The following is a 12,459-nucleotide window of genomic DNA, read 5'->3' as shown; positions in this document are numbered from 1 at the left end:
TCCCAATGTCTGAGAACCTATTTAAAAAGAAACTTTTTAACCAACTGATATACTTCGTTTTTAGCTTTTTCGAGATCATCATTCGTTATGATGGCATCAAACTGTGGGGCAGTAGCCATTTCGGTAGAGGCTTTGGCAACCCTCATATTGATTTTATCCTCGGATTCGGTTTTACGTTTCTTCAAACGAATCTTTAGCTCTTCAATACTAGGCGGTTTTACAAAAATTGCCAATGTACGATCTGGATATATTCTTTTAATATCTAAACCACCTACAACATCGATATCAAAAATCACATGTTTACCGTTGTCCCAAAGTCGTTGTATTTCTGTTTTTAATGTTCCATAAAAATTATCTCGATATACTTCTTCCCATTCGAGGAATTCTTCGGCTTTAATCTTGTCTTTAAACTCTCTTAAAGATAAAAAGTAATAATCTTTTCCATGAACTTCTCCTCCACGAGGCTCTCGAGAGGCTGCAGAAATAGAAAACCCAAGATTTAATTCTTCTTGATTAAGTAAGTATTTAACTAAAGTAGTTTTTCCACTTCCAGAAGGTGCCGAAAGTACAATAAGTTTACCTTGGCTCATTTACAACACGTTTAGTAATTGTTCTTTAATTTTTTCGAGTTCATCTTTCATCTGAACTACTAGTTGTTGCATAGAGGCATAATTAGATTTACTACCAATAGTATTAATTTCACGACCTATTTCCTGAGTGATAAAACCAAGTTTCTTTCCGTTAGAATCCGAAGAGTTTAAAGTAGTAGTAAAATATTCCAAATGATTTGCTAATCGAACTTTTTCTTCAGTAATATCGAACTTCTCAAGATAGTAAATCAACTCCTGTTCAAAACGATTTTGGTCTACTTCTTCCTTTAGATCAGACACTGCTTTATGTAGTCGTTCTCTAACCGCTTCCATACGTTCGGGGTCTATTTGTATAACTTTATCCAGAAGCTCGCTTATATTTTTAACACGAATATTGAAGTCTTTTTCTAATGCTTTTCCTTCGTCGATTCTATAGTCCTCTATTGCTGTTAAAGCTTTGGTAAGCTCATTTTTTATAGCATTAAATTCTTGCTCATCAATTTGTTCACGTTCTGTTTTTAAAGCATCAGGCATACGAACTGCCATTTTTAGTAACTCTATCGTGTCACCTTCGTGTACATTCGATAGCTGCCTCATATATTCTTTTACAATAGCTTCATTAACTTTGTTTGATGTTTCTTCACCAGTTGCTTCAACATATAATCCGAAATCAACTTTACCTCTTGCTAGTTTTTTTGCAATAGTATTTCGCATTTCAAGCTCCTTTTCACGGTATTGTGAAGGGATCCTTGCATTGAGATCTAGATTTTTACTATTAAGTGATTTAACCTCAATTGTTATTTTTTTTGTAGGTAGCTGAAGGATAGACTTCCCGAAGCCTGTCATAGATTTGATCATAGAATTATGCTAAAAGTTGCACGAAGATAATGAAAAGTCTTAACAACGACAGCCTAACTTATAAAACCAAATTTTATAATCCTTGACCGTTTTCATTATTTTTTGATCAACAGAGAATAAAGTGTCTGAATTCGTACAAATAACCCAAAAATGTTAAATATGTAACAATTTATTTGCTTTATGGTTAGTGTTTTAATAGTTTTAGAGTTCAACTTAAATATACTCATTATGAAAACTATTAAATTAGCTATGCTGGTAGTTATTGCTATCGGTATAACAAGATGTTCCACTGATGTTGAAAATGATATTCAACAAGACAGTACAATTACGCAACAGGATATATCTCCCGAAATTTTATCAAAATTACAGAATATGGGGTTTGACACGGATAAAACATCCGTTACATCTACTAAGGGAGGGTATATTGTGGATGGTGATATTTTTATCACCGAAGAAACATTGAAAGAAAATAACTTTCAAAAACAGGCTTTTATTACCATTGTTGACTGTAACAGGGCGGGTAATATTCGTATTCAGAATGCTTTAGGTAATAATGCCGCCGGAAGAGGGTTTCAAAGAGGTATTGACTTATGGAATAGGGTTAACAGAACAACTTTACGTTTGATACCTGTAAATAACAATCCTGATATTTTGGTTCGTTTGGCAAATCCTGGTGAAATAGGAGGCTGGGGTCTTGGAGAATTTCCTACTAATGGAGTAGAAGGAGGTTTGATTATATTAAACCTTAATGAGCCTAGTATTGATGGAGACCCGGTAACAGCTAGAGAGTGGGGGAACATATTAACTCACGAAATTGGACATAATATTGGGTTTCTTCATTCAGAACAAGGGTTTTTTGGCACACAAGTACCAGGAACACCTAATGTAGATCCTAATTCAATTATGACTTCTGGTTCAAACCCGAATGTGGTATTTAATGCTAATAATGTTTCTAATTTTGATATAAGAGCTGTAAGACGAATGTATAGCAATAGAAATAACAGATTGTGTAACTAATCGAATACACTAATAAATTAAGAGACTGTCTGAAAAAAATATTTGGGCAGTCTTTTATTTTTGTGTTACTATCAAACTTTGAGAAAAAGTAACCTCAAAGATTAATAATCATTGTGATTTTATCTATATATTTTTCCTCTTCAAGAAAAAAATTCTCAATGTTTCCAGATTCCTTGAATCCTATTTTTTTATATAAACTAATGCCAGGAAGATTCGTGGCATAAACTTCTAACCATAGTACTTTTAATACTTTATTTTCTTTTGACCACTCTAGCACATTTTGAATCAAAAGAGTACCGATGCCCTGGTTTTGCCATTTGGTATGAATCCCCATTCCTATCATGGCTGTATGTTGCATCTTTTTACGCCAACTACCAGTAAGGTCAATGTTTCCTATAATATCTCCTTCACTTTCGGCAACCAATAATAGACTATTGGGCTGTTGATGAAGGTTTTGAATAAGTTCTCCTTCTTCTTTTATAGTATTAGAGTATTCATAATCAAATAAAGGAATGGTGTTGGTGTCTTTAAGATATTCCAGTTTTAATGCTAATAATTGCTTAGCATCTGCCAGAGTTGCCTCTCTAATTAAAAGAGACTTCCCTAATTTGGTTTGATATGTTTTTGTAAGAAAACTCAATGATATTATGCATTAGGGTTTTTGTTTCTGATTCTTTTGTAAAATTTAATTCCCATCATAAGTATGATTGCTAGTGATATGATCCCTATAACTCCATAAATCCAATTTACTGCATCACGTACGATGACCAAGAAGATTACCGAAAAAAGAATAATTGTCGAACCCTCATTCCACATTCGCATTTGGCCAGAAGACCACTTTATGATATCGCATTGAAGTTGGTTATAGATGTGATGACATTTTAGATGATATATGATAAGTAAGACTATAAATCCTAGTTTAACATGCATCCATGATTGTTGTAACCAACCCGGCATCAAAACAAGTAACCAAATAGCAAATAAAGTGGCTAATATAGCAGAAGGCCAGGTAATAATAAACCAAAGGCGTTTGGCCATTAATTTAAGTTGCTGGCCTAATATATCTCGATCGGGTAGAGGCTTTTGGGAAGCTTCTATTTGGTAGATAAATAACCGGGGAATATAAAATAATCCGGCAAACCATGTGATCACAAAGATCAGGTGTAGGGATTTTATGTAATTATAATATTCTAGCATTTATTTTTCTACAAAAAGATAATTAAGCTGCAAGGTATTGAACTCTGTATTAAAACGTTTAATTTCTTCAGTAATTAATTTCTCAAAATTTGCTAATTGATCATTGATTTTTTTAGTAAGTTCATTTTTGACAGCAATATCTTGTTCTGTAGGACCAAAATCTCCCATACCTACCAGAGAGTTTAAATGCCCCAATTTATTAGTAAGTTTAATAGGGAAGTTTAAAGGATCCTGGTTGCTTTTATTCTTGGTTTGGTATAATGCCTTTTCGATTTCACCAAATTGTTTTTGCAAGTCTGAAGCTTTTTTAACTAGATCTTTAGTTGCTGAGTTGTCTTTGTACTGTGTTGAAAATGCTTTAAGCTGAGCATTAATTTTTCTGATTTTCTTTATGGATTTATGCGCTCTGTCGACTGTTTTATTAATACTGGTAATAAAATCAAATTGTGATTGCATTTGTTGTGGTGATGCTTCTGTTCTTGGATCAGCTACAATTGTAAAAGGTTGTTTGGATACCTCTTTTCCATTTACTGCAAGACTTATTTTATAATTACCGGGCACAGCTTTTGGACCATTAAGATTTGCCCACCAAAGGATCATGCCATCCAATTTTTCTGCTCCTTTTCCTCTCATATTCCAAGCAAACATTTGAGCTCCTTTTTTCTCTATTTTCAATTGATCCTTTTTCTCTTTTGCTTTTGTGCTAAATGATTTTAGGGTATCATTTTTAGTATTAAAATAGGTTAAAGAAACAGTGTCTTTTGCTACATCATAATCTTTGAGATAGAAATAAGTCATGACTCCGGCGGGATGATTAGTTCCTTTTGTTTTAGAACCTTTAACGCTTCCTCCCCCCATACGATAAGAATTCTTAGGTTTAAATAAAATATGATTTTGAGTTTTCATCGCATTGTTTAATTGATGTAAGACTGTTAAATCATCAATTATCCAGAGGCTTCTTCCTTGTGTAGCAACAATCAAATTGTTGTCCTTAATTGTTAAATCGGTTATAGGAACAATAGGTAAATTTAACTGCAAAGGTTCCCAGGCAGCTCCATCATTAAAAGAGATATACATACCTGTTTCGGTACCGGCATATAATAATCCTTTTTGTTTAGGATCCTCACGAAGAACGCGAGTAAAATGCTCGTTTTTGATTCCATTCGTAATTTTTGTCCATGATTTACCATAATCAGTGGTTTTGTAGAGATATGGAGCAAAATCTCCAGACTTATACTTGGTTCCGGCAATATAACAAGTGCCCTCTGCAAAAACACTGGGTTCGATACTATTGATCATCATCCATTCTGGCATTCCTTTAGGAGTTACATTATTCCAGGACTTTCCTCCGTCCTGACTTACATGCACAAGTCCGTCATCACTTCCTACCCATAGTAATCCTTCTTTGACTGGGCTTTCTGCGGCGGCAAAAATGGTACAATAATATTCTACGGATGTATTATCCTGTGTGATAGGACCTCCAGAAGATTTTTGTTTATCAGGATCATTTCTGGTTAAATCAGGACTGATCACTTTCCAGCTTTGTCCTTCATTTTCGGTAACATGAACACGATTAGAGAATGTGTATAATCTGTTTGGATTATGTTTGGAGAATAGTATTGGGAAATTCCATTGAAAACGATATTTCATATCCTCTGCTCCATGTCCCATAGGATTGTCTGGCCATACGCTAATAGAACGTACGGTTTCTGTTTTATGATTTACTCTGGTAAGAAAGCCATCATAACTTCCTCCGTAAACAATATCATTATCTTTAGGGTCTACAGCAATATGAGCTGATTCCCCTCCGGCAGTACTTTCCCAATCATCTTCAGAAATACTCCATCCTGTACTTCTATGATTGATGCGTATAGTAGAATTATCCTGTTGAGCAGCATAAATTCGATATGGAAAACTATTATCGGTAGTCACTCTATAAAATTGTGAAGTGGGCTGATTATGATATGTACTCCAGGTTTCACCACCATCATAGGTGATTTGTGCACCTCCGTCATCCCCAATTACCATACGTTTCGGATTTTCTGGAGCAATCCACAGATCATGGTGATCTCCATGTGGAGCACGATAACTGCTAAAGTTTTTACCTCCGTCTTTACTTTTATGATAGGATACATTAACGACATAAACAACATCTATGTCTTGTGGGTCAGCATAAATTCGACTATAATACCATGCCCGTTGACGCAAACTTCTACTGCTATTTAGTTGGCTCCAGGTATCACCTCCATCATCACTGCGATATACTCCACCTTTTTTTTTATTCTCTACTATAGCCCAAACTCGCTCACTATTTACAGGAGAAACGGTTACTCCCATTATTCCTAAAGTATCTTTAGCAAATCCTTTATTTTTTGAAATCTCATTCCATGTTTTTCCACTATCTGTACTTTTCCAAAGGGCAGAACCATTTCCTCCAGAACTAAGGCTATAAGGTGTTCTTCTTGCATTCCATGTCGAGGCATACAAAATTCGAGGATTATTAGGGTCTAAAGTTAAATCTACCGCTCCAGAATCCTCATTTGCAAACAACACTTTGCTCCAGGTTTTACCCCCGTCGATACTTTTATATACACCCCGATCTTGAGTAGACTTATATATATTCCCTAATGCTGCAGCGTATACAATATCAGGATTAGTTGGATGAATGGTTATTCTTGGGATATGCCTACTTTTAGAAAGGCCAGCTTGCACCCAAGTTTTACCTGCATCTACACTTTTCCATACACCATAACCCGAAGATACATTACCACGTAATGTTTTTTCTCCGCCTCCAACATAAATTACATTAGGATCACTTTTTGATATTGCAATAGCACCTATTGATCCCCCAAAAAAGCCATCAGAGATATTTTTCCAGGTACGTCCACCGTCTGTAGTTTTCCAAACTCCACCACCGGTAGCTCCAAAATAAAATAGATTAGGTTTTCCCGGTACTCCGGTTACTGCGGCACTTCGACCGCCACGAAACGGTCCAATAAGTCTATACTCCAGAGCGTCATAAAGTTCCTGATTATATGTTTGAGCGTTGGATGTGAAAATAGTTGAGAAAGCAAAAAGGAGTATAAGAATTACTCTACCGAATTGTGAATGCATAGTTAGTTGAGATTTAATTTAAAAGCCTTGCGTTTTCAGAGAAATTACAGATAAAATAGATTTGATGGGATACTAAAGTCAGGAATTAAAAATTATTCCAAAAGATTTTCACGTAATTTTAACCTTAGCTATTGAGATGATTTCTAATTTTGAAGCATGGTTATAGAAGGTTTTATACTTGTCTTAAGTTGTTTGGGAGTTATCCAGGCTCTTTTCTTATGTTTTTATCTTTTTACTCTTAAAAAAGGAAATAGAAAAGCAAATGCGTTTTTGGCTTTGGTATTGTTAGGATTAACAATACGAATAGGGAAATCTGTTTTTCATAATTATATAGAAGTCGATCCCAGGTTAAGAAACTTGGCGATTTCTAGTATATTGACTGTAGGTCCTTTTCTTTGGTTTTATGGTAAAGCTCTTTTTGAGAAACAACAAATGTTTTCAAACCGAAACTATATTCATTTAATACCTTTTGTATTATTTGTTTTATGTAGCCCTATTATTCCTAATAGGGGAGATTTATTTTCATCTATTACGTATTCTTTGGTTCTCCTTCACTTTGGTATCTATCTATCCATTTGCTGGAGGGATATTTTAAAAATCACAAATGATGCAAATCCAAAACTTTTAAAATGGTATAGAAATATTGTGATTGGAATTAGCTTGATTTGGGTACTGTATCTAGGTATTTTTGTTGGGTTTATTCCATTTTATATTCTAGGAGCTATTTCTTTTTCATTTTTAATATATATGTTTTCTTATCTTCTTTTAAAAAGACATGTTTTTGCTTTAGAAAAATATAGTAATTCTAGAATTGATCGAGAAGCTTCCATAAAAATACTTAATCGTGTAAAAGAACTATTTGAAAATGAAAAAATTTATTTAGATAGTAGTATTTCGTTACAGATTATATCACAAAAATTATCGGTTTCCTCTAGAGAATTATCTCAGGTGATTAATGAGAATGAACAAAAGAATTTTTCTGAATTTGTAAATCATTTTCGAATAACAAAAGCCAAAAAGTTACTTGTGGATTCTGAGTATGCTTTAGAAAAAATTGCAACTGTAGCCTATGATTGCGGTTTTGGTAATGTTACATCTTTTAACCTCGCTTTTAAAGCAGAAACTCAGCTTACACCTTCGCAATATAGAACTCAATTTAGTGCTGCTTAATTGATTTTTCGTTTTAAAGATCATGTTTTTTAAAGGATTTTGATGTATTCTTTTGGATTTTGCACTCATAAAATTTCAAAATAATATCAATGAATAAATCAATATTCTTACTGCTTTTGATTGTGGTGGCTTGTGCCAAAATTGAAAAATCTTCAGAAGTTTCAAAAAAGAAAATGCACCCAACCAAAGAGATTCTGATAGATAGCCTTAAACATCCTTGGAGTATGGCTTTCTTGTCAGAGGATGAAGTTCTGGTATCAGAGAAGGATGGAAATTTGGTTAAAGTAAATCTCATTTCAAAAGAAAAAGGAATTATAAAAGGTTTCCCTGGTGATCTAACTGATAGTATTCGAATGATTACAGGAGGAGATAATTCGGGTATTTTTGAAGTATTGTTGGATCCGGATTTTAGCAACAATAAACACGTATATCTTTCGTATGCTGCAAAAAGGAAAGGAGAAGGAAATGCCACAAAAGTAGTACGTGCTGTACTAAAAAATGATTCCTTAACTAGTATAAAAACATTGCTCGAAGCTGGTCCGTATACAAGAGAATATTTTCATTACGGAGGAGGGATGACTTTTGGGGTTGATGGTAAATTATACATCACTATGGGAGAACGACTGTTTAAGGAAATTGATGAGCCTGAAATACCTATTGCTCAGGACTTGAAAGATAAACGAGGTAAAATATATCGAATAAATCCTGATGGAAGTATTCCTAACGATAATCCTGATTTTGGAACAACTGCTGTTCCCGGGGTTTATGCCATTGGGATTAGGGCTGCACAAGGGATAACAGTAGATACTACGACGGGGCATATATGGTTTAGTGAGCATGGCACCCGACAAGGAGATGAGATCAATATGTTGAAACTAGGAGCTAATTATGGCTGGCCAATTATTACGACCGGAAGCTACCGAAGTAAAGAATATTATCCTCCCAAACTTGAAGGAGCTGTATATACCGATCCTATTTGGTATTGGCAGCATACTGTAGCACCTACCGGACTCATGTTTTATAAAGGTGATGAATTTCCCGAATGGAAAAATGATCTACTCGTTCCCGGATTAAGTAGAGGAAGTTTTTGGAGATTTAGAATTGAAAACACGACTATAAAAAGTGTAGAAGAATTATTTGTTAATGATAGAGTAAGGTCCAGAAAAATAGCCCAGAGTCCAGAAGGGAAACTTTATATGTTAACCGATGAACCTAATGGGAAAATCTTAAGAATAAAAAATAATCAATAACTATAACATAAATAAAAAAACAAATGAAAACCTATTTTTGGATAACACTATTTTTAGTAAGTTGTAATATCACGATTGCACAATCAGAAGATGATCAGATACGATCTTCGATTAATAAATATATAGAAGGATCTTCATATAATAAACCAGAAACAATTAAAGAAGCTTTTTATGATGAAGCTAATTTGTTCCTCAGTCATAAGGAGAAAAAACTATGGATCGTACCTATTAAAGAATATGCTTCCTGGTTTGAAAAAGGAGAACAAGGGAAATTTAATGGTAGGAAAGGTAAAATACTATCTGTAGACAGAGAAAATGATATTGCTATGGCAAAAGCCGAAATTTTGATAGAAGATAAAGATATGCGATATATTGATATTTTTCTTCTAAAAAAGATTGATGGAGAATGGAAAATTATTAGCAAAGCTGCTACTACCAAAAAATAAAAACGGTTAGTTAGTTGGTGTGATAAGTTTTGTTCTTACTTCCCGGTTCAGAAAATACCCAGTAACAATGGTTGCTAATATGTCTGCAATCGGGAAAGAAATCCAAACTCCTAATTCACCATAAAACTTAGGAAGAATCAAAATCAAAGGAATAAAAAAGAAACCTTGTCTTGATAACGTAAGTAATAAAGCAGGTATGGCTTTTCCTACTGCTTGGAAATAGGCTGCTCCTATAAGCTGAAGCGCAATAATAGGAGTAGCTGCAAATACCCATCGCATGGGTTCTGCAGTGTGAGATAATACATATTGATTTAGTGCTAATTCTTTGGGAGCTAGATTAGGGTTATTACTTAGAAATAAAGTTGTTATTTCTGCAGGAAAGATCATTAGTCCAATAAAAACTAAGGTAGCTAGAATTGCAGCATATTTGATTGCGGTATTAATAGATTCTCTAACACGAGGATAGTGTTGTGCACCATAATTATACCCAGCAATAGGTAAAAATCCCTGGGTTACTCCAAAAACAGGAAATAAGGCAAACATTAACATTCGACCAATAATAGCATATACAGCTACCAGGCCTTCTTGGCCAAGGTCGAATAAAATATTATTCATTAATAAATAGGTAATGCTTACTACAGCTTGTCTGGCTAGAGTTACCCCGCCAAGTGAAGCAATTTCTGAAACAATCTCTTTTTGTAGTCCAAGATGACGAAAGCTGATTTTTAATTCGGAGTTTTTGGAACTGAAAAACCAAAAAATATATAAAAAACAAGCAAGATACGAGCCTGTTGTCGCCCATGCAGCACCGTGCATTCCCATATCCATTACGTTAATAAAAAGATAGTCCATCAGTAGATTACCAACTGTGGGAATGATCATAGCTGTCATAGCAAATTTAGGTTTTCCTTCTGCTCTGATCACAGTATTACCCATCATAGCAAAACCAAGGATGGGTACACCATATAAAATAATAGTATAGTAGATTTTTGCGGGTTCAAAAATATCTCCTTTCCCACCAAATTTTGGAATAATTTCATCGACAAAAACCAACCCTAAAACGACCAAAGAAACCATAAAAATTAGAGAAAGAGTAATCTGGTTTCCAAAGGTCTTGAGTGCTTTTTCCTTATTATTAGCACCTAATGCTCTAGAAATTATACTAGAACCTCCTACGCCAATAGACATTCCTAATGCAGCAATAAAAAAGGATACGGGAAGTACTACATTAATAGCCGCAATGGCAATTGAACCAATCCAGTTACCTACAAAGATAGAATCAATTAGAATATTAAGGGACATCACCAATATTCCTATAGATGCAGGGACTGCTTGTTTTATTAGCAATTTCCCTACAGGTTCTATTCCCAAAGCTTCGGCTGTTATTTTTGCCATTATACCGTTTGGGTTTTAACAGTAACCCATTCATTTACCCAATTAGCAAGTAGATCTGCCCAATCATCACGATCATTAAGACAAGGAATGGTTGTGAATTCTTTACCGCCAACTTCATGAAAAATTTCTTCTCCTTCCATGGCAATTTCTTCTAAAGTTTCTAAACAATCTGATACAAAAGCAGGAGTTACAATAGCCATTTTTTTAATCCCTTCTTTCCCCATGCGCTCTATAGTACGATCAGTATACGGTTGTAACCATGGATCGAAGCCTAAGCGAGATTGAAAAGAGGTAGAATAGGTTCCTTCTTTTAAATTTAGCTTCTTAGCTACTTGTTGTGTGGTCGAATAACATTGATGTCGATAGCAAAACTCATGAGCTGGAGAAGGAGTATTGCAACATGATTTATCAATTTTACAATGTGATTTGGTAATGTCACTTTTGCGAATATGTCTTTCTGGTACCCCATGATAAGAAAATAGAAGATGTTCATAATCTAATTTTTCTAACTTTTCGGCTATACTTTTGGATAAAATTTCGAGGTATTCAGATTTGTTATAAAAAGCAGGAACATCAATAAGTTTCATGTTAGGAAAATGCTCTTTTTGTAATTTTTCGGCAAGAACCAAAATGGTCTCTGTAGTTGCCATAGCAAATTGAGGATAAAGCGGAATAATCATGACTTCATTTACACCTTTATCCTGTAATTCCTGTAATCCTTTTTTGATATTCATTGAGCCATAGCGCATCGCTAAGCCGATAGGGATTGAGGTACGATCTGCTACTTTTTTTTGTAATTTTTCTGATAGTACAATTAAAGGAGAGCCTTCATCCCACCATATTTTTTTATAAGCTGCAGCCGATTTTTTTGGCCTGGTATTTAAGATGATTCCTTTCACCAATAAAATTCGTGCCCATAACGGAACATCTATTACTCTGGGATCCATCAAAAATTCACCAAGATATTTTTTTACATCCTTTGGATCAGTACTGTCAGGTGATCCAAGATTAACAAGGAGAATTCCTTTACTCATAAATTTTGTTTTTGCACACACAAAAATACAAACTATAAAGAGGAATGATACTAAAAGTGATAAGACTTTTTGATAGTAGTATTATAGAATTAATACATAATCTAAGTTAGAAATCAAACAGAACTTAAAATACGTTAAATTCTGGCAAACTGAAAGTTGAGTAGTTTTATTTTAGTATTTTTAGATGATTAAAAAAAGCAAAGATGAAACGTATAGTTGTAGATGTCGAAAAAGACAAACTGCCCTTTATTCTGGAGTTGTTAGAACAGTTTGATTTTGTATCAGTTGTAGCAGATGCTTCTGATGAGGATCAAGGGATGTATGATTCGATAGTATCCTTACAAAAAGGAGTAGGGATTCCCAGAGGGGAATCATTCGATTAAATGAG

General features: G+C 34.3%; 12 protein-coding genes. 5 read left to right on the top strand and 7 right to left on the bottom strand.

Annotated elements, in window-relative coordinates:
* Nucleotides 1-17: 17 nt before the first annotated feature.
* Both gmk and Z054_RS0108565 read right to left on the bottom strand, forming a co-directional pair.
* Nucleotides 18-590 carry a guanylate kinase gene (gmk, locus tag Z054_RS0108570; RefSeq protein ID WP_024769665.1) on the bottom strand — a complete coding sequence of 191 codons (573 nt, stop codon included), beginning with the start codon at nucleotides 588-590 and terminating at the stop codon, nucleotides 18-20.
* Nucleotides 591-1,448 (bottom strand): YicC/YloC family endoribonuclease, encoded by an 858-nt coding sequence (locus Z054_RS0108565; protein WP_024769664.1) that lies wholly within the window; start codon nucleotides 1,446-1,448, stop codon nucleotides 591-593.
* A 228-nt stretch (nucleotides 1,449-1,676) separates the two neighbouring features.
* Here Z054_RS0108565 and Z054_RS0108560 point away from each other — a divergent pair, with 228 nt between their 5' ends.
* Nucleotides 1,677-2,465: a zinc metalloprotease gene (locus Z054_RS0108560; protein WP_024769663.1), complete on the top strand. Its 789-nt coding sequence runs from the start codon at nucleotides 1,677-1,679 to the stop codon at nucleotides 2,463-2,465.
* Nucleotides 2,466-2,559: 94 nt separating this feature from the next.
* On the opposite strand, the gene Z054_RS0108555 is transcribed toward Z054_RS0108560, so the two are convergent.
* Genes Z054_RS0108555 through Z054_RS0108545 form a run of 3 tightly spaced genes read right to left on the bottom strand, consistent with a single transcriptional unit; the run spans nucleotide 2,560 to nucleotide 6,776 of the window.
* On the bottom strand, nucleotides 2,560-3,105 hold the full coding sequence (locus Z054_RS0108555; RefSeq protein WP_024769662.1) for a GNAT family N-acetyltransferase: 546 nt from the start codon (nucleotides 3,103-3,105) through the stop codon (nucleotides 2,560-2,562).
* A gap of 5 nt (nucleotides 3,106-3,110) precedes the next feature.
* Nucleotides 3,111-3,662: a CopD family protein gene (locus Z054_RS0108550; RefSeq protein ID WP_024769661.1), complete on the bottom strand. Its 552-nt coding sequence runs from the start codon at nucleotides 3,660-3,662 to the stop codon at nucleotides 3,111-3,113.
* Nucleotides 3,663-6,776, bottom strand: a complete 3,114-nt coding sequence (locus tag Z054_RS0108545; RefSeq protein WP_024769660.1) for a WD40/YVTN/BNR-like repeat-containing protein — start codon at nucleotides 6,774-6,776, stop codon at nucleotides 3,663-3,665.
* Between the two features lie 156 nt (nucleotides 6,777-6,932).
* Between Z054_RS0108545 and Z054_RS0108540 the strand changes: the two genes are divergently transcribed.
* The 3 genes from Z054_RS0108540 (at nucleotide 6,933) to Z054_RS0108530 (ending at nucleotide 9,642) form a co-directional block, all read left to right on the top strand.
* Complete coding sequence (locus Z054_RS0108540; RefSeq protein ID WP_024769659.1) at nucleotides 6,933-7,946, top strand: helix-turn-helix domain-containing protein; 1,014 nt, start codon at nucleotides 6,933-6,935, stop codon at nucleotides 7,944-7,946.
* A gap of 89 nt (nucleotides 7,947-8,035) precedes the next feature.
* Nucleotides 8,036-9,196 (top strand): PQQ-dependent sugar dehydrogenase, encoded by a 1,161-nt coding sequence (locus Z054_RS0108535; protein ID WP_024769658.1) that lies wholly within the window; start codon nucleotides 8,036-8,038, stop codon nucleotides 9,194-9,196.
* Between the two features lie 23 nt (nucleotides 9,197-9,219).
* On the top strand, nucleotides 9,220-9,642 hold the full coding sequence (locus tag Z054_RS0108530) for a nuclear transport factor 2 family protein (protein WP_024769657.1): 423 nt from the start codon (nucleotides 9,220-9,222) through the stop codon (nucleotides 9,640-9,642).
* Between the two features lie 6 nt (nucleotides 9,643-9,648).
* On the opposite strand, the gene Z054_RS0108525 is transcribed toward Z054_RS0108530, so the two are convergent.
* Nucleotides 9,649-11,037 (bottom strand): MATE family efflux transporter, encoded by a 1,389-nt coding sequence (locus tag Z054_RS0108525; RefSeq protein WP_024769656.1) that lies wholly within the window; start codon nucleotides 11,035-11,037, stop codon nucleotides 9,649-9,651.
* Entirely contained in the window at nucleotides 11,037-12,071 is a 1,035-nt protein-coding gene (gene hemH / locus Z054_RS0108520) for a ferrochelatase (RefSeq protein WP_024769655.1), read from the bottom strand. Before hemH ends, Z054_RS0108525 begins: the two co-directional genes overlap by 1 nt.
* A 203-nt stretch (nucleotides 12,072-12,274) precedes the next feature.
* Here hemH and Z054_RS0108515 point away from each other — a divergent pair, with 203 nt between their 5' ends.
* Nucleotides 12,275-12,454 carry a hypothetical protein gene (locus Z054_RS0108515; protein WP_024769654.1) on the top strand — a complete coding sequence of 60 codons (180 nt, stop codon included), beginning with the start codon at nucleotides 12,275-12,277 and terminating at the stop codon, nucleotides 12,452-12,454.
* Nucleotides 12,455-12,459: the final 5 nt, after the last annotated feature.

The sequence above is a fragment of the Aquimarina macrocephali JAMB N27 genome (genome assembly GCF_000520995.1).
Taxonomy (GTDB): Bacteria; Bacteroidota; Bacteroidia; order Flavobacteriales; family Flavobacteriaceae; genus Aquimarina; species Aquimarina macrocephali.
Note: the sequence above shows the minus strand (reverse complement) of the source record. Positions and strands in the feature narration are given on the sequence as shown.